The organism is Ferrimonas gelatinilytica (assembly GCF_039544205.1).
Classification (GTDB): domain Bacteria; phylum Pseudomonadota; class Gammaproteobacteria; order Enterobacterales; family Shewanellaceae; genus Ferrimonas; species Ferrimonas gelatinilytica.
The window spans coordinates 440,688-461,751 of sequence record NZ_BAABLF010000005.1; the positions used below are offsets into that span (position 1 = coordinate 440,688).

At 59.5% G+C, this 21,064-nt stretch carries 19 protein-coding genes; 10 read left to right on the plus strand and 9 right to left on the minus strand.

Translation table 11 applies throughout. The annotated features are described in order from the left end of the window. Positions 1–92: 92 nt before the first annotated feature. Both ABD997_RS04350 and ABD997_RS04355 read right to left on the minus strand, forming a co-directional pair. Positions 93–1,214 (minus strand): hypothetical protein, encoded by a 1,122-nt coding sequence (locus tag ABD997_RS04350; RefSeq protein WP_345315790.1) that lies wholly within the window; start codon positions 1,212–1,214, stop codon positions 93–95. Between the two features lie 154 nt (positions 1,215–1,368). Beyond that, complete coding sequence (locus ABD997_RS04355) at positions 1,369–1,671, minus strand: hypothetical protein (protein WP_345315791.1); 303 nt, start codon at positions 1,669–1,671, stop codon at positions 1,369–1,371. 273 nt (positions 1,672–1,944) lie between these two features. Here ABD997_RS04355 and ABD997_RS04360 point away from each other — a divergent pair, with 273 nt between their 5' ends. After that, positions 1,945–2,577, plus strand: coding sequence for a deoxynucleoside kinase (locus ABD997_RS04360; protein ID WP_345315792.1), 633 nt, complete (start codon positions 1,945–1,947; stop codon positions 2,575–2,577). A 398-nt stretch (positions 2,578–2,975) separates the two neighbouring features. On the opposite strand, the gene ABD997_RS04365 is transcribed toward ABD997_RS04360, so the two are convergent. Then, complete coding sequence (locus ABD997_RS04365; RefSeq protein WP_345315793.1) at positions 2,976–4,628, minus strand: peptidoglycan DD-metalloendopeptidase family protein; 1,653 nt, start codon at positions 4,626–4,628, stop codon at positions 2,976–2,978. Positions 4,629–5,123: 495 nt separating this feature from the next. On the opposite strand from ABD997_RS04365, the gene ABD997_RS04370 reads away from it, so the two are divergent. The 3 genes from ABD997_RS04370 to ABD997_RS04380 are packed head-to-tail and all read left to right on the plus strand — an operon-like array spanning position 5,124 to position 10,662. Then, positions 5,124–8,822 (plus strand): ATP-binding protein, encoded by a 3,699-nt coding sequence (locus ABD997_RS04370; protein WP_345315794.1) that lies wholly within the window; start codon positions 5,124–5,126, stop codon positions 8,820–8,822. Then, on the plus strand, positions 8,819–9,451 hold the full coding sequence (locus ABD997_RS04375; RefSeq protein WP_345315795.1) for a hypothetical protein: 633 nt from the start codon (positions 8,819–8,821) through the stop codon (positions 9,449–9,451). The genes ABD997_RS04370 and ABD997_RS04375 overlap by 4 nt, the downstream gene beginning before the upstream one ends. Beyond that, on the plus strand, positions 9,448–10,662 hold the full coding sequence (locus ABD997_RS04380; protein WP_345315796.1) for a phosphoenolpyruvate carboxylase: 1,215 nt from the start codon (positions 9,448–9,450) through the stop codon (positions 10,660–10,662). Before ABD997_RS04375 ends, ABD997_RS04380 begins: the two co-directional genes overlap by 4 nt. A 15-nt stretch (positions 10,663–10,677) precedes the next feature. Here the strand turns inward: ABD997_RS04380 and ABD997_RS04385 are convergent, their stop codons facing one another. Next, positions 10,678–11,433, minus strand: coding sequence for an MBL fold metallo-hydrolase (locus ABD997_RS04385; RefSeq protein WP_345315797.1), 756 nt, complete (start codon positions 11,431–11,433; stop codon positions 10,678–10,680). A gap of 325 nt (positions 11,434–11,758) precedes the next feature. Here ABD997_RS04385 and ABD997_RS04390 point away from each other — a divergent pair, with 325 nt between their 5' ends. After that, positions 11,759–13,675, plus strand: a complete 1,917-nt coding sequence (locus tag ABD997_RS04390) for a hypothetical protein (RefSeq protein WP_345315798.1) — start codon at positions 11,759–11,761, stop codon at positions 13,673–13,675. Positions 13,676–13,857: 182 nt separating this feature from the next. On the opposite strand, the gene ABD997_RS04395 is transcribed toward ABD997_RS04390, so the two are convergent. Beyond that, positions 13,858–14,634, minus strand: coding sequence for a methyltransferase domain-containing protein (locus ABD997_RS04395; RefSeq protein WP_345315799.1), 777 nt, complete (start codon positions 14,632–14,634; stop codon positions 13,858–13,860). 147 nt (positions 14,635–14,781) lie between these two features. Between ABD997_RS04395 and ABD997_RS04400 the strand changes: the two genes are divergently transcribed. Next, positions 14,782–15,972, plus strand: coding sequence for a class I SAM-dependent methyltransferase (locus ABD997_RS04400; RefSeq protein WP_345315800.1), 1,191 nt, complete (start codon positions 14,782–14,784; stop codon positions 15,970–15,972). A gap of 369 nt (positions 15,973–16,341) precedes the next feature. Next, positions 16,342–16,551 carry a transcription antiterminator/RNA stability regulator CspE gene (gene cspE / locus ABD997_RS04405; RefSeq protein ID WP_345315801.1) on the plus strand — a complete coding sequence of 70 codons (210 nt, stop codon included), beginning with the start codon at positions 16,342–16,344 and terminating at the stop codon, positions 16,549–16,551. A gap of 60 nt (positions 16,552–16,611) precedes the next feature. On the opposite strand, the gene ABD997_RS04410 is transcribed toward cspE, so the two are convergent. Beyond that, complete coding sequence (locus ABD997_RS04410) at positions 16,612–17,067, minus strand: putative ATP-dependent zinc protease (RefSeq protein WP_345315802.1); 456 nt, start codon at positions 17,065–17,067, stop codon at positions 16,612–16,614. Here ABD997_RS04410 and ABD997_RS04415 point away from each other — a divergent pair. Further along, positions 17,066–17,206, plus strand: coding sequence for a hypothetical protein (locus ABD997_RS04415; protein WP_345315803.1), 141 nt, complete (start codon positions 17,066–17,068; stop codon positions 17,204–17,206). The genes ABD997_RS04410 and ABD997_RS04415 overlap by 2 nt on opposite strands. Before the next feature lie 28 nt (positions 17,207–17,234). On the opposite strand, the gene ABD997_RS04420 is transcribed toward ABD997_RS04415, so the two are convergent. Next, positions 17,235–17,588, minus strand: coding sequence for a hypothetical protein (locus ABD997_RS04420; RefSeq protein ID WP_345315804.1), 354 nt, complete (start codon positions 17,586–17,588; stop codon positions 17,235–17,237). A 193-nt stretch (positions 17,589–17,781) separates the two neighbouring features. On the opposite strand from ABD997_RS04420, the gene yfcE reads away from it, so the two are divergent. Both yfcE and ABD997_RS04430 read left to right on the plus strand, forming a co-directional pair. Then, positions 17,782–18,327: a phosphodiesterase gene (yfcE, locus tag ABD997_RS04425; protein WP_345315805.1), complete on the plus strand. Its 546-nt coding sequence runs from the start codon at positions 17,782–17,784 to the stop codon at positions 18,325–18,327. Continuing rightward, on the plus strand, positions 18,324–18,932 hold the full coding sequence (locus ABD997_RS04430; protein ID WP_345315806.1) for a VOC family protein: 609 nt from the start codon (positions 18,324–18,326) through the stop codon (positions 18,930–18,932). Before yfcE ends, ABD997_RS04430 begins: the two co-directional genes overlap by 4 nt. A gap of 74 nt (positions 18,933–19,006) precedes the next feature. On the opposite strand, the gene ABD997_RS04435 is transcribed toward ABD997_RS04430, so the two are convergent. Continuing rightward, on the minus strand, positions 19,007–20,173 hold the full coding sequence (locus ABD997_RS04435; RefSeq protein ID WP_345315807.1) for a MalY/PatB family protein: 1,167 nt from the start codon (positions 20,171–20,173) through the stop codon (positions 19,007–19,009). Between the two features lie 22 nt (positions 20,174–20,195). After that, entirely contained in the window at positions 20,196–21,020 is an 825-nt protein-coding gene (locus ABD997_RS04440; RefSeq protein ID WP_425557041.1) for a M23 family metallopeptidase, read from the minus strand. Positions 21,021–21,064 lie beyond the last annotated feature (44 nt).

Below are 21,064 nucleotides of genomic sequence, written 5' to 3' on the forward strand. Positions count from 1 at the left end.
TTTAACCCGGCAGGCAGCCATAACGTGACCCAACAAAAAAGGCGCGACCTATACAGCCACGCCATGTTGTGCCCAAACGGGCAAAGCGATACTTAGCCGGGATTGCGGGTGTAGGGTGCAAAGGCAGGATTTGCCCTGAGGATATCCATACTGCCGCTGAGGCTGAAATCGTAGCCACAAAGCTGGAAACTCCCCCTCATCGCCACATCGTAGAGAAACCTATGGGTATCCAGCGGTGAGAAGAAGGCGTAGTAGTTGTCCTCCCCCCACACCTCCACCTTCACCGGCCGATACTCACTGCCGCTGTTGAACTTCGCGCTTCGACACTGTCGATCCCCCTTCGCGGTGAGCAGTGACCAATAAAGGCCAGTCTCTTCCGGGTCCCCCGGCCAGCGTAGGATCACGCCCTCATTATTGAGTAGCAGTTCGTAAGTATCCGGCATCTCGACGCCATGCTGAAACTCCGGTACCTGGCCACCCTGAGGCATAGCCATCTGAGCATGCTCCGTCTGAGCGGCGATTTCGACCTGCGATTTTGACGGCCAAAGTCCCCACACAATCATCAGGACCAGGAGCATGACCGCAGCCAATTGAATACTTCGATGACGCAGCCACGGGGGCATTTGCTGTGGCCACCTCTTTAGGAGCGCCGAGCCGAGGTGAGAGAGCGACTCTCCCCCCGTTTCCCTGTCCTCCCGGTATGAGGAGAACTCCAAAGACTCAGACTCCTGCGCCAAAGGTTTTGAAATGACAGCCGGCGGTCGACCATCCAGCGAGGGTTCAACACGCCGGGGAGGCAGAGTAGCGTCGCGCGACAACGCCGGGCCACGATAGCCCATCTTGCCGTGATGTCCGGTGGGGGCAGGCTTGCGCGGCAGGAGCGCCAACCCCAGTGCCACCGCACTGGGCAACAGCAGCAATCCGAAACTCCAACTGGCCCCTGTACTGCCCCACTGGGTGAGGGCAAATATGAACCAGGTTACCGGGCTGGCAACCGCCAGGGCCAACTGGTATCCCGCATCATTGAGCCTTCGCCGCGCGGCACAATAGCCGACACCAGCCATCAGCAACGCCATCAGCGACACCGCAACGGGCTGGGCATCGAGACCATAGAACAACCCGGCAGTGATGAATATCAGCATCACTGAGAACGCCTGAATAAGCAGCGTACGTACCGGCAGGTCCCGCCCACGAAGACACAACAAGGTCTGCACTAATGACACCCCTTTTCCCCCAAAATTAAACGCAATAGCGGCAGATTACCCCATAACTGACTGTTCGAACACGGTTACTGCGCCAGCTGCTTAAACTCTCCGCAAAAGTGCACATTTTCAGGCCAGAGAACCCTCTGGCCAGAGTGCACCGATTTCAGTCCTCACGGATCTGAACAGTGAAAACCGGCACCGGAACCACAACGTTCTGTACTGCCTTGTGCAGCCAGGCCAGCTCATTCTTCACACCGCCATCGGCGCTGAAATACACTAGCTCCAACGTCATCCGGCCATTCTGGTAACCGCAAGTAACGATCTCCGTCGACACCTGAGGGTGATCCACGTAGGCAGAGAGTGCCTTCTCTACCGGGGCGACCAGATTGGGCGTCAGCTCAAACGACACGTCGATACGCATCAGGGAAAAGGGGGCTGGCTGCTTGCCTTTAAACTCAATCGCCATTGTCTGACTCCTTCGGATTCCAGGATCTCCAGTGTACCCCAAGCCACCCCAAGCCCAAGCCCCTTGATGGGTAAATTTCCACCAATTAAACAGCGATAACGCGACACAAATGCAACCGTTTATCAGGGTAAATTTTGATGAAAATCGGCGAATCTGGCTTGACTCGACATGACGCTCAATTTGGATTGGAAACCGCCCTGAGATGCCGTTAGTATGCCCGCCGTTTTGGCCGGAACCGGTAATCGGTGTGCCGAATTAAGTAAAGGGCGAGAGATGAACCAAGAGCAATTTGAACTGGTCGCAGTCGAGGGCAACATTGGTGTGGGCAAATCCACCCTGGTTCCCAGACTGGTGGACCACCTGAACGAGATTGATGACCGTCCGTGGAAAATGATCCTGGAAGACGTGGACAGCAACCCGGAGTTCAGGCGTCTGCTCGCGGAATTCACCCAAGATCCGACCAAACGGATTAACTTCCAACGCTTTATCACCAACCACCGTGCGTCGCTCTGTGCGGATCTGGATCCCGCGTACAACTACGTGCTTGAGCGGTCACTCTACTCGGATCTGGTGTTTTGCCAGGCCAACTTGCAGGAAGCTTGCCGGCCCGATGGTGAAGATCTCACCTATTACTACGATATCTGGGACAAGCTGGATGACTACCCCAAGGTCACCTCAGTACTCTACCTGCGCTCTAACCCGCAGATCGCCTACCAGCGCATGCTCAACCGGGCCCGCGCTGCCGAGGATGGCACCCCCTTTGAGTACATTAAGCTGATCTCCGATTGCCATGACGCCTTCCTGCCGCACATCTGTAATCGCAAAGAGACCCTGCTGCTGACCGAGCAGTGGGATCATTTCGGCTGTGCCGAGCGCCTGGCTAGGCGGATTAAACATCGGGTCTGACCCCTCGCCCTATCGCCGCCCCATCAACGCCCCGACTACCGGGGCGTTGTGCTTTTTGGCGCCCTGTACCCTTCTCTGATCCGCTAAAGACCCCTTCCGCCGTTTTACTCCCTGTACAACCGGTTCATCGCGTCCACACAAGGGTTTGCCCAGACAGGTCCACGTCTGCCATCCCGGCAAGGGCACCACCGTTTCAGCCAATACCGGAAACCGCGCTCACCTCGCATTCAACGCGTCAAAGATAACAGCGGTGGGGTTCCCGCAATGTTGCAACCAGACCCACCGCTCTTTCCCGCGCAGAAACCGAGCCCACAAGGCCGACCTGCGACACCGATTCTATTTTCTCGGCACAAAAAAACGCGCCCTTGGGCGCGTTTGGGTGGTTACCGAGATGGGCGTCAATTGGCCCGTTCCGGAACCGCCTCCGTCTCCACCTTTGCCAGCAGTTCGTTCATGTCGCGCTGGTAGCGGTACACTTCCGCCAGGAACGCCTGGCGCTCGGAACTTGGCACCGAGGTGGCCATGGGGATGTTGGCAGTGAGCGAGTTCACGGCTCGGCCATTGATATGAAACTCGTAGTGCAAGTGCGCTCCGGTCACACGACCGGTGGCGCCGACGGTACCGATCCGCTGTCCGCGCTCCACCGTTTGGCCCCGGCGCACATCAATGCGCGCCATATGCAGGTAGCGGGTGCGATAGCGACCACCGTGGTCAATCACCACGTACTTGCCGGCGATGGGGTGATTCTCAACACGGGATATCACCCCATCCCCGGCAGCCAGGATAGGCGTTCCTGTGGATGCGGCATAATCGGTCCCATTGTGTGGCGAAACCCGTCGGGTCACCGGGTGCAGGCGCCGGGGGTTGAAGCGGGAACTGACCCGATAATTGCCCGAGATGGGGTGACGCATGAACGCCCGGTTCAAACTCTGCCCATCCTCGTCGTAAAAGCTGCCATCGCTGTGCAGGTAAGCCGTCGAGGTCCAGTTACGACCGGCGAACTCCACCGCCAGCAGTCGCTGATTGCCGGTCGGCTTGCCATCGATATATTGCGACTCGCGCAGAATTCGCGCCCGATCCCCGGCGCGCAGTTGGCGACGAAAATCCAGTTTGTCGTTGAACAGCGCCGTGATCTGCTGAACCTCGGAGGCTCTCAGGCCCGCTTTGGATGCCGCCAATGAGAAGCTGCCCTGGATCTCAACCTCGGAACTCGAGGCCATCCAGTCCCCCTCCAGCAAAGTTTCGGTGACCTCGAAGGTCTCCTGGTGACGTTGATACGCCACCTTATGGGCAGGATCGAAGACCACCGCCATCTTCTCCAACCGCTGGCTGTCGTGATCGATCCAGAAGCGCAGTTCATTGCCGGGGATCAGGGTATCCAGCGCCAGGTAGGCGTAGTCTGCCTCGAGAACCTGGTACATCTGGCTCTGGCCCACATCGAAACGGCTGAAAATATCGCTCAGGGTGTCCCCCTTGGCGACGATATAGCGATCGGTCGGTGGGCCCAGTACCAGGGGGATTCGGGTATAGGGGCCAAGATCCAGCGCCAGCTGCGGCAACCCTTCAGACGCCCGCGCCATGGCGGTGTCATCGTTGGCTGACCGGGAGAAGGGCCACCAGGAGCCGGAGCGCTCCTCCTTCGCCAACGCCTCACCCTGTGGCCCGTCAAGCTGCTCACGGACACTTGATTCCCCGTTTACCTCCGCGGGACTGTAAGCCACCTCTGGCAAAGCCACGTCCGGCGTTTCTGCAGTGCCCTCTTGCGGTACCGGTGCTTCGCGCCGCTCCCCCTGACGCAGGGGTTGACCCAGCCCCGGCCCATAGGCTTGCCGCTCCAGGATCCCTAAAGGTGGATCATTTGATGGCAGTTCCTCGGTCGGACTCGTCTGCAGATCAGCTGACTGTAAGGTCACAGGAGAGGCGACAGGGGACTCGACATCTTTGCTGGGAAGCAATAATCCAACACTCAAGGCGATGATCACCAGGGCCAGTGATGCCGAGGCCAAAGGACGTTGCTGTGCCAAGCGAACGCCCGCACTCAGCAGGGCCATCAGGGTTCGACGATTCTGTCCAAGCGGCCGACGACGAGCCTGGGAGGCCCCCGTTCTGCGCAGTGTCGGCTGTCGACGCGACTGACCATAGGAGCGCCCCGCTCCATTGCCTTTATTGCTCGACCCCAACACCGCCACACCTCGAAAAAATGAAAATGGGGTTCAAAATGCGATGTTCTGGGCAAACTGTCAAATTTGGCGGCAGGATTTTGGATCTCCTCCACACCTTGATCCCGGCCGCTTTTAAACTGCTTGAAAAAATTAAGATCATTAAAATCAAACACTAGGCCAATACCTGTCCAAAGATAGTGCAATCGACCAAGGTTTTAATGCGGCACGGCATGAAGGTGATAAGATGGCCTTTTGCAGCATTGAGGCCAACGCCCCCGAAAGGCGGGCAATTTACGATATTATCGGCCTAAGACCTATCGTTCAGGCCCCGTGCCTGGCCCCTCAACCGAGAGGGCGAACCTCCATATTTCGGGCAAGCCAACTATGTCGACTCTGAACCGGATCATCTTGATCAATACCCACCTTCCCGGCGAGGTGGAGCTGAAAACCCAGGGCCACACCAACATCTGCGGCACCAACGCCTCAGGAAAAACCACCCTACAGCGCCTGGTGCCGGTGTTTTACGGTGAGTACCCAAGCCGGGTCGTACCGGCCACGCGGGACAGTTTCGAGCGCTGGTACCTGCCCACGGAGTCCAGCTTTATCATCTACGAATACCTGCGCCCGGGCGGCAAGCCGGCCCAGGCGGTACTGCACTCCGCCGGGGATGGCAAAGGGGTTCAGTACCGGTTTATCGACAAAGCGTTCGAGATGAGCGACTACATCAAGGCCCGTACCGATGACAACCGCGTCATCTGCCACAACGCCAACGAACTCAAGACGGTCTTTCGTCAGCAGGGGGTCGCCTTCTCTAACGCCGTTGGCAACGTCAAGGACTACCGCGCGGTGATTCAGAACGACAGGGGTCTCATCGCGGCCGCCGGCAACAGCGCTGAACTGCGCCGTCTTGCGGACCAATACGCCCTGTGCGAACGCAGCACCTCCCTGCGCCACATGGAGAAACTGGTGCGTGCGGTTCACTCGAAAGAGGGCAAGATGGAGACCATCCGCCAGATGGTGGCCGCCATCCTGGAGGAGGATGGTGTCGAGACCCCACAAACCCGCCTCAATCCGCAACGGGTCGATGAGTGGATCCGGGAGAGCGCCCTGGTGCAGCACTTCGACACCATTCGACCGCAGTTCGCCAAGCTGGAGCAACGCTTTGACCAGCTTCAGATCTGCCAGTTACAGCTTAAGGGCCTGGCCCAGGGCTTTGCCAATGACAAGATCATCCTGGAAGCCCGGCTCGAGCAGCTGGGACGGGAGAAGCGCGAGGCGGAGTACCAGTTGGGTGAGCTGGCCAGCCAGTATGAGCAGGACACCACGCAAAAACGGGCGGAACGCGCCGATGCCAAGGCGGACGCCGACACCCTGGAGCGTCGGCTGGAGGAGATCGAGGATGAACACCAGCACTGGCTGGAGCTGGATATCGAACGGGTCAAGCGGGATCTGGACACCCTACCCCAGTGGCGCGCCGACCTTCACTCCCTGCGGGAAAGGGCAAAACTGCTGACGGAAAAACACTCCGATATCGAAGCCACCTACAACGAGCGGCGGGGGCAGATCGAGATCACCAACAACGCTGCGCTTGAAGCCCTTCGCGAGCGGCAGGACCAGGCACGGCGACAGCACAGTGACCTCAGAAACCAGCAACAATCTGAGCTGCAGGCGTTGGATGACGGGTTTCGGCAGCAAAAACGCCAGGCTGAGCAGCGCCACCATGAGGAGGGCAAGACACTGGAGCTGGCGCAACAGAAGTGGCAGTTGCAGATCGACAACGCCGGCTACAGCAGTGACGAACGCCGTGCCGTCGATGTTTTGGAGGCCCGTATCGACAGCGCCTACCAGCAGCAGCAACAGGCCGAAAAGGCCCTGGAGCAGGCGCGGGAGCTGGAACAGGCAGGCAAGCAGGAACGAAGTGACCTTCAATCCCAGCTAAGCGAGCAGCGGCGCCAGGTCGCCCGCTGTCAGGAGCAGTACGACGCCATCGACCGCCTACGCTTTCCCAAAGATCACACCCTGCTGAAATTCCTGCGCCAGGAGCGGCCAACCTGGTACCACTCCCTGGGCAAGGTGATCCGGCCCGAGCTTCTGCAACGCAGTGATCTCAAGCCTGCACTGTTAGAACAGAGCGAGACCCTTTACGGCATTGCTCTGGAGCTCAGCAATATCGAAGCGCCGGAGCACGCCCTGGATGAAGCGGCCCTGGCTGCCCAGGCGGAACAGGCTCGCAGCAACCTGGAGCAGGCACACGCCGAACAGCAACAAACAGAGAGCCAGATCGCCACCCAGCAGCAGACGCTTCAGGCCCTGACCGAAGGGGTGATCCGTGCCCATACCCAGTACCAGAATGCAAAATCTCAGTACACCCGACTGCTGGAGGAGAAGAAGCAGCAGGCGGAGCAGTTCCGTGCCGCCGTCGCTGAGCGGCAGCGCGCATGCCAGAAGCAGCTCAAAGTGGCGGAAGCGGATCTGGCGCGGCTCAGTTCCGAGTTCGATCTCTACATGGAGCGGCTGCAGGAGCAACATACCGAAGCGCGCATGGACAAGGCGGTCTTCTGGCAGGATAGGGTCGGAAACCTGGAGCAGCAGTTGACCCAGCTCAGTGAAGATCTGGCGACGCGCCGGGCCCGGAAACAGGAGGAGCTGAGCGAGTGCGAGCGCTGGTACCGCAACGAGCTCAAGGCCCGTGGTGTGGATGACAGCCAGATCAGTGCGCTTAGGCAGCAGATCACCGACATGGAGTCCGCCATTGAGCGGACGGAGTCGATGCGGGACGAAGTCAAAAACTACGAGATCTGGTTCAAGGGGCCCTTCTCTCTGGAGAAACCTAAGAAGCAGGCCCAGTTGAACACGGTTCGACAGGAGTTGCTGGAGCTGGATGACCGCCTCGGCGCACTGGAGCGCCAGTTCAAGTCAGTGCGCAAGGAGCTGACCGATGCCCGCACCCTCGCCGATCGCGGCCTGACCCAAGGTCAGGAGCAGTTGCAGCAACTCAATGAACGTCTCGTAGAACTCACCAAACTGCGGCTCGCCGGTGAAGTCCCCACCGAACTGCTGCCCAGCGGTGAGCTTGATGAGCGGCTGCGTGAGGCCCGCGACAAGCTGCAAGAGCGCGACGAGCACCGCCGCATCATCAAAGAGCAGATCGACCACTTCGACAGTCAGATCGGTCAGAAGGCGGGCGCAGAACTGCAGGCGACCTGGGAGGAGGCCCGCAGTCGCTGCCTTGAACCGGCGGACGATGGGATCCCGCGCATGGACCATATGAAGATGATGGTGGAGCTGCGACACCTGATGCATCACCTGGTGCCGCAAAGGATGGAGGTACTGCGGGGGACGGGACAGAACTTCGGGATGGACCTGGAGAGCTATTACCATGTGCTGGCGGATATCGACAAGCGCATCGGCACTCAATCCAAACGGATCACCCATGAGGTGGGTGAAGAGCTGTTCCTCGACGGGGTATCCGATTCGGCGGTTCAGATCCGATCCCGGATCAGCGACCTGGAGTTCTGGGATGAGTTGACCGCCTTTATCCAGGCGCATCAGGCCTGGCGCGACCAGGGCTTCGTCGGCTTGCCCGGAGAAACCTACGCCTCGCTGCTGCGCCGTGCCCTTGAGGTGATCGGCCGCACCGCCCTGACCGGTTCGGTGGCCAAGCTGCTGGAGATCGAACTGAGACTTCGGGAGGGTAACTCCGATTTGGTGATCCGAACCGACCGTCAGTTAAACGAATCATCAAGTCACGGAATGGCTTACCTCATTCTGTGTAAATTCCTGCTAGCCTTTACCCGCTTACTGCGCGGAACCTCCGAGGCCACCATCCACTGGCCGATCGATGAACTGGGCACCCTGCACCACGTCAACGTGAAGAAGATCTTCGATGCCTGTGAAAAGAATAACATCAGCGTACTGGGCGCCTTCCCTAACCCGGAGTCCGAGGTGCTGAACCTTTTTACCCATCGTTACATCATCAACAAGCAAACCCGCCAGCTGCAGGTCGTACAGCCTAAGGTGAATGCCATTGCCGAGCGCCTCAAGGCACGTCAGGGGGAGTTGCAACCGGAGTTAACCGCATGAAAACCGAAACTGGACGTGTGATTGAGGCCCTGCTGCGGGGCGCCTTTATCTGCCGGATCAGCGACGAAGCCGCCTGGACCCTGCTCAACAGTGAGGAGCGACGGGCCCTGATCAACGAACACCTGTCGGTGCTCAACCGTAAGGTCGCCTGTGCCGCCGGTGAAGCGGTCTATTTCTGCAGCTACGTCGATCTGGGGGACGAGGAGCGCAAAGCGATCTCCGGACAGTTCCAGGACCTGGTCAGCCACCTTCAGCCCCTGGTCCAGTTCATGGTACTGGTCCAGGAAGCCGGAGGCGGCGATGAACCGCTGAGCGAGGGGGTGCGGGTACGCCTCAATGAGCTGCAAAGCACCATCGAGGATGTCCCCGCCCTGTCGGAGCAACTGGCCAGGATCGCCCGCTTGCGCCTGTTCAACTCCACCGCCACCGGCGTGGATGGCCAGCTTAAGCAGGTGTTCAAGCGCCTGTGCGAGATGGGTTACCTGATCCGTCCCAACATCGAAAAGCAGATCTACCAGGCCACGGGAAAGATCGAGTACCTCTACGAAGTGCTGCGCTTTATCGATGAAACCGAATCCCTGGCCCTGGAGCAGAAGGCCGAAGCGATGCAGCAGGAGGATCTGCTGTGAGCCAGCAGCTGCACAAGGCGGGCAAGGCGCTGCTCAACCAGCTGGCCCGCCATGCGGACCTGCTGATGGATACCTATCTCAGCGGCACCGTCAACGAGACCGAGGAAAACGCCAAGGCCGTGGCCAAACTGACCACCGCCGGGTTGCTGCGCCGGGGCGATTCCGAGGAGCCCCTGAGGTTGGCGCCCGGGCTTCGGGCGCTGCTGGAGGAGGGACTCAAGGATGAGAAGGGGCGGCAGGTCGATACCAATATCGGCTCCGCCCTGGCCACGATCAAAACCGTGGCGCGACACTACAAGGAGGCGGTCCATCTTGGGGATCATCCCGCCGCGGAAGCCTACCTGGCACAACTCTCCGAGCAGGTCTTCAGCCTTAAAGAGGGGTTGCGACTGAGCACCCGTAGCCTATGGTCCCGGATCAATAATGAGTTCGGTTACGTGGGCACCATGGACGCCAAGATCCGGGAAAACGAGCTGGCCCAGTCCCAGGTGGCGGAGCTGCTCGCCAGCCTGGATCTGTTCCGCTTCGATGAACTGGCGGCGCTCTCCGGCGATCTGCGCGAGCTCCGTCGGCTGCTGGTCAACGGCCTCCAGCACACCCTGGTGGAGTGCGCCGGCGAACTGGCGGTGGTGCAGGGACGGCTGCTCACGCTGCTGGGACGCTTTCGCGAGATCCAGGGCCGGACCCGGCTGCTCAAAGGGTTCCTGCTGCATTGCCAGCAACATCCGGACTATCTCCCCGGCGCCCACACAGAGCGGGTCACCGTCCCTACCCTGTTCAATCTGGGGGAAGGCTGTGTGCAAACTGCCGCCGTTGATGTCCAGGATGGGGATGAGGAACAGACCCTGATTGCCCTGGTCAATCAGCTGCGCCGACGGCCTGCCCCGGACAACAATGCACTGGCCGAGGCGTCACCTTTCCTTTTGACCCCGGCAGAACCCTTCGAATTAGGGGATGAGGGGCTCAAGCGGGATGTGGATGCTTTTTTCATCGCCGTTATCGACCAGGCCGCTCGTCTCTCCGCATTGGAGTATCGGCACCAGCAGGCACTGCCATGGCCCCCGGAAGCCTGGCTTTATCAGGTGATCGGAAATTTCGACAGCCTGCCGCAGGCGCAACGCCACTGTTTCGAACTGGAACCCATGCTCAGGGACGACCCCATCTTCAGCGGCAACAAGTACATCGAAGATGTGCGGGTGGATCTGCGTTAATCCGGGGGCGCTCGCTTAAGAGCGCGGCAAGGGTATAAAACGCTGGAAACGGGCTTTGATCGCCCGCCAGTGGGTCTTGGGTTGCTGGGGCGCCTTGGCCAGCAACTTGGCCATATCGATATCCTCGGCCGGTACCTCGCCGCCGTGGGCTAGGATCACAGACACCGGCGCCAGCGCCTGAAGCCGCATCAACGATGCGCGATAGCGGTTGGGGTGGTAGATGGGCCAGGGCGGCAGGAATCGGGTTTTCACCTTGACGAAAAGATCCGCCACGTAGATCCGGCGCTCATCACGATGCAGCAGAGAGATATCACGGTCGGTATGCCCGGAGGTCGACACCACCTGCCAATCCGGGAACTCCGGCAGGAGATCACCGTCGTTGAGATGAAGATCCGCCGACAAACAGGCCGGATACCAGATGTTGCGCAGCGGCCTTTGTTGCCGGGAAGCCACGTACTGCGCCAGCCCCACGTCCGCCAGGTGCATCAGACGACCGAGAAACCCGCCGTACCATTGCCCCGGCGCCGCTCCAGCGGCGATGCGGCAGCCGGTTATCTCGCGCAGTCGGGTCGCCGCACCGGCGTGGTCCGGATGCATGTGGGTCACCACCACCAGCTTGAGATCGCCGATGGGCCGCTGCAGTTGATCCCGGATGAAGCGTAGGATCCGTCCCACATCCACCCGACACCCGCCGTCGAGCAACAGCAGTCCCTGTGGATACTCCACCAGGTAGAGCGATTGAATGTACCCCTCAAGGCGATGTAACTGCATCTCTCTCTCATACAAAGGTTTTCGAATCGCCACAGTATGACCGTAAGGTTGGCCAGTTAACAACCTTGTTACCTTCTGTGTGTCGCCCCGCGACCTTGCCCGGCAGCACAGGCACCCTGATACAGCGCCGCCTACCAACCTGAGCGTAAGTCATTCACTCTTGGTAAGCCTTATCCCAGGCCGCTCCCGGGGCTATGGCTGAACTCCGGGACGTCGCTCACCAGAAGCGGTGATGAAGTTCACAAAGCACGCAACGGCTCACAAGGCAGCAGCGAAAATCGATTAATATCCGCCCCCACATTTTCACCTGCGAGTTCAATTCCTGATGCCGTTAAGCCCACTTCGCTACGCGACGGTTGCCATCTTTACCTCTTTTATGATGGTCAGCCATGTCAACGCCAGCAACGAATCAACACAGATAACCAAGCCGGCGGCAAACGGTCATCACAACCGGTCGCCTCAATCCGGTGAGGAAACCCTGTTCCTTCAGGCCAAGCCGACCAAGCCTGAGCCTTGCAAAGATAAAGAGAACTGCAGCGACAAACCGAAACCTATCGGCGGAAAGCCTGATAAGCCGGTAACCGAACCTCTGGAGTGCGCTCCGGGTGACGTTGAACAGGAGATCCGTGAAGATGAGCACACCTGGCTGCGGCAATGCGACAGCTCTGGCCATTGGGGCGAGTGGCTGATTCAACCCAACCTGGTATTGGCCGGGCCCACCGAGGCCGCCAGTGTGCCGGTGTCATTGAGCTACACCGCAGCGCTCAACACCGAGGCGATCGACCCCAGCCAGCTGGAGTGGCAACAGCTGAGTAACCTGGAGATTGAAACGATCACCGAGGGCAGCGAGGTGCAGGTTTCCGTTGGGCAGCTGGTGCAAGCCGCCACCTTGCGGATGCAGGCGCGCTACCGCAAGGAGAACGGGTACGAGGCGCAGCAAGTGATCGAAACCCCGCTCTACCCCGACCTTAAACCATTCGTGCCGCAGAATATTCGCTACGGTGATGAGCCTGTTCAGCTGGAAGTGACCGGTGGACACACCGGAGCGTATCGCTACACCAGCCTGACTCCCGATGTGGTGAGTATCGACGCATCCGGGATGCTCTCTATCAAGTACGTGGGCCATGCAGAGATCCAGGTGATCCAACTGGCCGACGGGGTGTACCCTCAGCTGGAGAAGAGCATCGCTTTTGAAGTCGGCAAGACCGCCGGTGAGCAGCTGGAACTGGACTCCCTGGAGCTCTATTTCGGTGATCCGGAGGTCACCCTCGAACTGCCGCCACTGGGCGACCAGCAAGAGGTGGTAATCGCGTCCAGCGATCCCTATGTGGTCGCCCCCTACGAGGCAGAGAACCAACAGCTCCTGGCCATTCGCGGCGAAGGGGAAGCGCTGTTGCACTACGAGTTCTCCGAAACCGACACCCATGAAGCCGGTGAAGCAACCCAGGCGGTGACGGTTCACTACGCCGTGTTCAGCGAGCCCCGTGTGGAAGCGCCCATCAGCGAACTCAGTACCAACAGTATCCAGACCTACTACCAACCGGGCGACACCCTATCCTATCGCTACCGTGCCCGTCTGATCAACACGACCCAGGATCGCACTCAGTGTGCCAGACGTTGGACCGATCAGCGGGACGAGCAGGGCTACTGGATAACAAAAGAGTACTGCGTCGAGCCGGGCGAGCAGATCGACCTGCCCGGTGGGGAGTTCTCCGCGCGCCAATCCTCCGAAGGGCCGCTGAAAATCATCTGGGATACCGAACCACTTTACTTACCCTTTACTCCACAGATGATGAGCCTAGATTGGAACCGTTGTTATTGGGAGGAGAGCCAGCACACCTATGTGGGATACACCAAAAATTCCACATCTTATAGTGGGAAACGCACCTGCGCCCTGCTCTACCACCCTGAACCCCTGGAGTGGCGCTCATGGCGGGTCGAGGGTGAAGATCTCTCTGTGACAACCTTCACTTTCTCGCAGGGCAACTACTCAGGAATGATTGAAACGGTCGCCCTTGACCAGCACAGCCTTGCCTACCTGAAGGTGAATCGTACAAGGCTGGATACCCTGCGTCGCAACTCAAATGGCACGGAAGAACCTGAAACCTGCAAGCTGTGGTTCAATCCGGAAGTGGGGCCGGTGCGGGCGATCTGTGACGACAAGAGCAAAGATGACTCCCGTCGTTCATCTCCCAGGTTAGAGGTGCGTCTGGAGCTGATTGGCATCGCCCAACAGCAATGACCGGTCAGTAATGAAAGCGCGCGGCTTTGTTAAGCCGCGCGTTTTTTATGGGCTGTGAACGCTCCCACAACGGGGGAAAAGCAAGAGCCTGCAGTGAAAGGCTCCTTTCGGGAGGTCAACTTCGATAACCGCAAGTCGGCACCTTTTCTCGGCGTCCGCTCTAATTGGCTCTGGATCAACCCCTAGCCGGGTTTTCGCACCAGGAAGTGGGTGTAGCGACCGATATCCCGGTACAGCGGCCTGTCGCAGTAACTCAGCTCCAGCTCAATTAAGCGGTCCAGCTGGGTGTTCTGCTGGGATTTATCACGCAGGTAATCGTGGATCACCCGCACCCCGCACTGGTGTTCTATGGTCAACCCCAGTGCCGTCAGCCATCCGGCGACCTCCTCGTTGCGAAGCGGGTTCTGGGGCACCATGCGCACTCGGCGCGTTTTGCTTTGGGTCATCGCCGCCCCCAGGTTATCGAAGTTACCCGCCACCAGGTTATGCAGCTCCGCCCCCTGGTAGTTGAAAAAAGCCAGCGACAGGGCGCCACCGGGGCTGAGATGATCCGCCAGTGCCGCCAGCACCTCCCGGGGGTTGGCGCACCACTCCAGTACGGCGTGGCACAGCATCACCTCAAACTGACCCAGCTTATGGGCATCCAGAGACTGGATCGGCCCAGGGAGAAAGCGAAACCGCTGCGCCAGCCCCAGCGCTTGTGCACGCTCTTTCGCCGCCGCCAGCATCTCTTCGGAGAGATCCGTCAAGACAATATCGTGGCCCTCTGCCGCCAATCGCATCGCCATCTGCCCCTGGCCGCCCCCGGCATCCAGCACCCGGGTCGATGGTGCCATCGTAGGCAGCAGGTGCGTAGAGATCTGGTGCCAGAGCACCGCCTCGCGCACCTTGCCCTTGCTGGTGCCATAGATATTGCTCGCAAACTTCGCACTGCGACCATTGAAACTGGTGTCTTTCACTGTCGTCCCACCATCCAAATTCTCAGCGCCATTGTGCCACACTCCCCGCCCCACAAGCAGCCAGAGAGGCAGTGCGATCACTTGCCTGACGTCCCCATGGGGCCTACAATCCGCCCTCTTTTCCTGCAAGCGACCGGACCTGTCACCATGACCGCCAAAATCATCCTCAAACGCGCCCGTGAAAAATCCCTGCTGCGCCGACACCCCTGGGTCTTCTCCAATGGCGTTGCCGACGTCCAGGGTAAACCGGGTCTGGGTGAAACCGTTGAAGTGTTGGCCAGCGACGGTCGCTGGCTGGGTCGGGGGGCCTATTCGCCCCATTCGCAGATCCGGGTTCGGATCTGGACCTTTGATCCCGATGAGATCATCGACGAGGCGTTTTTCAGCCGTAAACTAGCGCGTGCCCAGGCAGGAAGAGAGGACCTGATCGAGCGAGACGGGCTGACCGGTTACCGCCTGGTGGCGGGAGAGTCCGACGGCTTGCCGGGGATCACCATCGACCGCTTCGAAGATGTGCTGGTGTGCCAGTTGCTCAGCGCCGGTGCCGAAGCGCAACGGGAGGCCCTGGTGGCGGCCATCAAGGCCCAGTACCCCCAGTGCGCTCTCTACGAGCGTAGCGACGTGGAGGTACGCAAAAAGGAGGGACTCGCCCCCGTTAAAGGACTGCTGTACGGAACCCTCCCCCCCCAGCCGATGACCTTCGAAGAGAATGGGCTGAAACTGCTGGTGGATGTGGTTCAGGGCCACAAAACCGGTGCCTACATCGATCAGCGGGATAACCGTCTTGCCGCCAGCCGCTATGTCCGGGGCAAACGGGTCCTGAACTGCTTCAGCTACACCGGTGGCTTTGGCACCTACGCCCTCCATGGCGGTGCCGCGGAGGTGATCAATGCCGACGTTTCCAAGCCTGCGCTGGCCCTGGCACAACAAACTGCCGAGCTTAATGGCCTCGATACCGCACGTTTGACCAACCTGGAAGCGGACGTTTTCAAGCTGCTTCGACAGTACCGGGACAGCGGCGAGCAGTTCGATGTCATCGTTCTGGACCCGCCGAAGTTCGCCGACAACAAGGCCCAGCTTCCCGGTGCCTGTCGCGGCTACAAGGACATCAACATGGTGGCGATGAAGTGCCTGAAACCCGGTGGGATCCTGTTGACCTACTCCTGTTCCGGGCTGATGGACGCGGCCCTGTTCCAGAAAATTGTTGCCGACGCCGCACTGGACGCCGGGCGGGAGGCGCAGATCCTGGAGAAGCTGACCCAGGCCGCGGATCACCCCATCGGCAGCGCCTATCCGGAAGGGTTTTACCTCAAGGGACTGGCGCTGCGGGTCTGGTAAAACCCATCGAATTCATAGGCCTGAACACAAAGCTCTCGAGATAGTTGAAACAAAGCTATCTCTTTAGCACCACTGTGTTATAGTGCTCGGCGTCGGACAAGGATGATGCCCGATAGAATTATGCACGAAGTCAACAACAGCAGAGTGTTTGGCAAATTACTATTAAATGCCCGGCTCTGTGCTATAGTGCTCAAGTCCGCCAAGGACAAGGCAGCGACAATTTGAAATTTGAACCTTCCGCTCAACAGTTCCAACTGCTAGACCTGTCGTCGAGAAGCGATTCACACCGCTCGGAGATCTGCTTATCCAGAGGTCCCAAGCACAAATTGCGTGCTATCTGTAACAACTATTCTCGATTCAGGAGAGGCTATGTCTCAAGCAACAGGTACCGTTAAGTGGTTTAACGACGAAAAAGGCTACGGTTTTATCAGCCAGGACAACGGTGGCGGTGACGTATTTGTTCACTTCCGCGCTATCCAAGGCGACGGCTTCAAGTCTCTGGCCGAAGGTCAGGCAGTGAAGTTCGACATCGAACAAGGCCCGAAAGGCCCGCAAGCTGCTAACGTGACTCGCATCTAATTCGACGCGATAATCGTAAAGAAACAGGACGCCAAGGCGTCCTGTTTTTGTATCTTCAATTTACTGCTCCGGGGGCAGCTCCACATCCACCCGATAATCCCCTTCCAGCCAATCCCTGCCAATTAAAAGCTTGTAATCCATCGGGGAACGATCCTTCAGGGTCACCTTAACCCGCTTATTCAGATCGCCGTGACCTATGGTCATCCACACCACGTAGCGATCTTCACTGCCCTGTGCATTGCGAATGTGGCTGACGTCCGCGATCGTCGCCTCAATTTTTGATGGTTTGCCCACGGCGTTGCGGGTCACGAAGCGGATTGACTTGCCAATGTTATCGTCCCAATCGGACAGCTCGCCGCCCACTATCTCCATCTGCTCCGCATGCAGCGACGTCTTGGCCGCCCCCGTATCGATGCGGGCTAGCATCGTCATGCCCACTTCCTCCACGTGCAGTCGAGCGATAGGCCCGATAACCCGTTTATCCTCTGCTACCAGGGGAGCGGCAAGAACGACCATGAGTAATGTTGTCGATATGAGTTTTTTCACCACACTTTTTCCTCAACCGATTTTCGATACAGGTAAGTGTGGGAAAGAGATGGGAAAGAAACAAGCGAGCGGCGCGGCGGTGCTTAGCCCGTCACTGAATTGTGCTTAACGGGCGTCAAAAATGTGGGCTGAATAACTTAATGCAGTTGCGATTGCGCCGTATCCGCCATCTGGTAATGCAGCGCCACGCGCTCTCCCAGGGTCATGCTCGGTAGGCTCAGGCAGAGGCGTTCATTATAAAATTCAAACACCTCTGCTAACATTGCTGCCAGCGGGACCTGATCATCGCTGGCCACCTGAGCCGCAATTCCCAGGTCGAAGGCGACCGCCATGTTGCACTCCTGTAAGGCTTCCAGGTGTTCAGGTTCGAGCCCTTTGAGCATGCAGAGCCACATGGTGGCCACCATGGCGCTGGGCAATTGTTCGTCTACCTCTTCCGTGCGCTGATACCAAGGGCCGATGAGTGCTTCGCTGTCGATATCTCTGTCCATCCCTGGCCTCCACCGCTAACCATCTGTTAATTTTTTGTTTCACTGATGAGCAAACGGTACACCAGCAAACTGGGCAATAACAGGAATTTTTAACCTCGCCGGTGAGTGCACCCAAGGTCGAAGCAGGGTCTACTGGAGTAAGCCACACTCTGCCATTACACTGCCTGCAAAACTTCAATAATGCGAAATGAACATGCTGTTTATCTCAGATATTCATGGCTCTGCCACTGCACTCGATCAAGCGCTCGCCTGGAAACAGAGGCTCGATTCAAATGTCCTTGTTTTATTGGGAGATTTGCTCAATCATGGCCCCCGAAACCCGATCCCCGACGGGTATGACCCGCAGGCGGTAGCGTCCACACTCAGTACCCTGGCAGATCAGATCATTGCGGTCCGGGGAAACTGTGACAGCGAGGTGGACCAGATGCTGTGCGGATTTCCCCTGTTGGCTGAGTACAACTGGCTCCTGCTGGAGGGGCGCAGGCTCTGCCTGACCCATGGGCACCGTCTGGGGCCGGATAATTTGCCACCCTTGGCGCCGGGAGAGGGGATCGCCTTCGGCCACACCCATATCCCGATGGCCGAGTGGCGGCAGGATCGACTGCACTTTAACCCCGGCTCCGTCACGCTGCCCCGTAATGGTCAGCCCGCCAGTTTTGGTCACTTCGACGGTGAGCGGCTCCGGGTCATGGACATGGCTGGCAACACTTTGGCCAGCGCCAGCTGGAAGCGAGAATGAACTACTCAGAACTGATGCAACAACTGCCGGCTTTTGCCGAGCGCGCCGGGGCCCTCGCCGATCGACTGGGACTGGTCCGGCGACAACTTCAGGCCGATCATATCGCCTTGAGGGTCACCGAACTGTCCGATGCCATCGCCCTGAAATCGGCGTTCATGGAGCGAGGTCGCTTGCTGTCGGAAAAGCAGATCAATGGCCGTCCCATTGCGCTGATCCAACTCGACCTGCCGATCCAGGTCGGCCCCTGGGCGATCGAACTGGTTGAGCTGCCCTTCCCCGATGGGCGCAAGCGCCCCGACGGCTGGGAGCACGTGGAGCTGGTTCTCCCCTGCCAGGCCGAAACGGAAGAGGAGATGTTGCGGGAGGTTCGTTCCCTTCCCGCCATCATCGCCAAATGGCCTGTGCTCAAGGATGGCAGCCTGGGGATAACCATCAAGACCCGCTGCCCGACCGGCGAAGGGGAGCCGTTGCCCAATCCCACCGTCTCCTTCAGCCAGGATGGGATCAGCGTCAAGATCCACCCCCATGATATTCGCGATGTACTGGGCTTAGGTACCAAGGGCCTTGAAAACACGGAACGCCAGGATAGCTCAATGCCCGGTTAAGGGGGTGCGATACCGCCACAGGGCAGGTGCGGCACAAAGCCCATCACCCTGATGCTCCCCCCTTTTCAGGCGCGTCAGGCGCGCTGTTCAAACGCGCGCCGAAAGCGCTGCAGCCCCTCGTCCAGAAGCTCGCGGGGGCAGCCAAAATTAAGGCGGACGAACCCCGGCGCGCCAAACTCCGTCCCGTCGGACACCCCGACCCCCGCCCGCCGTAACTGTTCCGCGGGGCGGGCACTGCCCGTGCCGCGACAGTCGATCCAGGCAAGGTAGGTGGCATCCGGTTGATGAACACGCACGCCGGCCAACCCAGCCAGTTGCGAGCTGACCCGCTCACGGTTGGCGGCCAAGTAGTCGAGCAGGCCATCGAGCCAAGCTCCCCCCTCACGCCAGGCCGCCTCCGTCGCCACCATCGCCAGTACGTTGTGCGCCGGGGCCTGACCCCGCAGGCTCTGCTTAAGGGCTTGGCGCCACTTGGGATCCGGAACCACGGCGAAGGCAAAAGGCAGCCCCGCCAGGTTAAAGCTTTTGCCTGCGGAGAACAGCGTGGCCGTGCGCTCCGCCAGGCGAGGGTCCTTGGCCAGGGGACAGTGTCCCAAACCATCCAGGATAAGATCCCCATGGATCTCATCGCTGATCACCCGCATGCCGTAGTGCGCCACCAGTTCTGTCAGCGCTTCCCGCTGCTGCGGGTCAACGCGCTGACCGATGGGGTTGTGGGGATGACTCAGCAGTAGCGTGTCCGCCCCCTGTTCACAGGCGCGTGCCAGCTGATCCAGGTCCCAACCGCCCCGGTTGCCCTGCGCCAGCGTGACGCTTCGGGTGGGAGAAAAAGGGAAGGGGTACGCATTGAGCCCGAGATTTTGGGCAACCTGGCGAATGGGTGGGTACACCGGGCTCGGGTAAGCGAGCCCGCCCACACAACCAAGCCGCCCCAGCGCCCGCACCAGGAAGTGGATCCCGGGTACCACCGCAGGAAGGGCAACCAGATGGGCCTCGGGCACCGACCATCCCCAGCGCTCGGCTAACCAGTCCTGGGCCGCCGCCTTGAGGCTGCTCGGCACCGACGCATAACCGTAGACCGGATGGGCAATCCGTCGATTTAGCGCCTCTTGGATCGGCGCAGCGACAGCAAAGTCCATATCCGCCACCCACATCGGGATCACCGCTTCCCCGTCGTAACGGCGCCACTTGATGCTGTCACTGCCCTGGCGGTCAGGGAGGCGATCGAAACGGCTATCCATCGTTGTCAGCTCCTGCTGATTCTCAGCGAGATTCGGGCATGGGGCCCACCAGCAAAGCGGGATCCAGCCTGACGTGGTGCCAGTTCAACCGCCAGTCCAAGTGCGGCCCGGTAACCCGACCGGTCGCCCCCACCTTCGCAACCACTTGGCCTTGTTTCACTTCACTCCCCTCCGCCACCAGCAGTTCACTCAGGTGAATAAAGGTGGAGCTGACTCCATAGCCATGATCGATGATCAGAGTGCCGCCGGAGTAAAACATGTCCGGCACCGCCAGAGTAATAACACCGTCTGCCGGTGCCACCACCGGGGTCCCTGTGGGTCGGGCAATATCCACACCGAAGTGGGGGTTACGGGGCTCGCCGTTGTACACCCTTTGGCTGCCATAAACACCACTGATCCGTCCGGTCACCGGCCAGATAAAAGATTGCTGCCAATCCAGCCGGGGCTCGAACCGCTCCCGGGCAGCCCGGGAAGCTTGGGCATCCTGCACCGCCCGGGCCTGGTCTTCCGGCGACGGTGACATGATCCGCTGCGCGATCCCCTCGATACGCTGGATCCGGTATTCGCGCTTGGCGAGCGTCAGCGGATGCGTATCCACGGCGCCATCTTCTCCGATCACCGTCAGGGTATGGATCAGGGGCGCATCCCGGCCGAAACCGAAAACGAAGGCGCCCTGCTCAGTGACCGGGATCGCCTCGCCATTGAGTTTCACCTGCGCACCGGGCTCGGCCTGGCCCCGGATCAAACTGCCCTGTGTCAGGGCTCCCCTCAGCTCCAGGGCACCTGAAGAAAAAGAAAGGAAAATCAGGATAAAAAAAGAGATAACACGGCGCACGATAAGCTCCATTGTTAGGCAACTGGGGGCTAAAACGTTATTATTAACACCGCCCT

What these genes read in the sequence shown, in the direction of transcription:
- ABD997_RS04355 (WP_345315791.1), bottom strand. Translation starts at nt 1,671, where the DNA reads ATGGCGATTGAGTTTAAAGGCAAGCAGCCAGCCCCCTTTTCCCTGATG.
- ABD997_RS04360 (WP_345315792.1), top strand. Translation starts at nt 1,945, where the DNA reads ATGAACCAAGAGCAATTTGAACTGGTCGCAGTCGAGGGCAACATTGGT.
- ABD997_RS04365 (WP_345315793.1), bottom strand. Translation starts at nt 4,628, where the DNA reads ATGGCCCTGCTGAGTGCGGGCGTTCGCTTGGCACAGCAACGTCCTTTG.
- ABD997_RS04370 (WP_345315794.1), top strand. Translation starts at nt 5,124, where the DNA reads ATGTCGACTCTGAACCGGATCATCTTGATCAATACCCACCTTCCCGGC.
- ABD997_RS04375 (WP_345315795.1), top strand. Translation starts at nt 8,819, where the DNA reads ATGAAAACCGAAACTGGACGTGTGATTGAGGCCCTGCTGCGGGGCGCC.
- ABD997_RS04385 (WP_345315797.1), bottom strand. Translation starts at nt 11,433, where the DNA reads ATGCAGTTACATCGCCTTGAGGGGTACATTCAATCGCTCTACCTGGTG.
- ABD997_RS04390 (WP_345315798.1), top strand. Translation starts at nt 11,759, where the DNA reads ATGCCGTTAAGCCCACTTCGCTACGCGACGGTTGCCATCTTTACCTCT.
- ABD997_RS04400 (WP_345315800.1), top strand. Translation starts at nt 14,782, where the DNA reads ATGACCGCCAAAATCATCCTCAAACGCGCCCGTGAAAAATCCCTGCTG.
- cspE (WP_345315801.1), top strand. Translation starts at nt 16,342, where the DNA reads ATGTCTCAAGCAACAGGTACCGTTAAGTGGTTTAACGACGAAAAAGGC.
- ABD997_RS04415 (WP_345315803.1), top strand. Translation starts at nt 17,066, where the DNA reads ATGAGTAATGTTGTCGATATGAGTTTTTTCACCACACTTTTTCCTCAA.
- ABD997_RS04410 (WP_345315802.1), bottom strand. Translation starts at nt 17,067, where the DNA reads ATGGTCGTTCTTGCCGCTCCCCTGGTAGCAGAGGATAAACGGGTTATC.
- ABD997_RS04420 (WP_345315804.1), bottom strand. Translation starts at nt 17,588, where the DNA reads ATGGACAGAGATATCGACAGCGAAGCACTCATCGGCCCTTGGTATCAG.
- yfcE (WP_345315805.1), top strand. Translation starts at nt 17,782, where the DNA reads ATGCTGTTTATCTCAGATATTCATGGCTCTGCCACTGCACTCGATCAA.
- ABD997_RS04430 (WP_345315806.1), top strand. Translation starts at nt 18,324, where the DNA reads ATGAACTACTCAGAACTGATGCAACAACTGCCGGCTTTTGCCGAGCGC.
- ABD997_RS04435 (WP_345315807.1), bottom strand. Translation starts at nt 20,173, where the DNA reads ATGGATAGCCGTTTCGATCGCCTCCCTGACCGCCAGGGCAGTGACAGC.
- ABD997_RS04440 (WP_425557041.1), bottom strand. Translation starts at nt 21,020, where the DNA reads ATGGAGCTTATCGTGCGCCGTGTTATCTCTTTTTTTATCCTGATTTTC.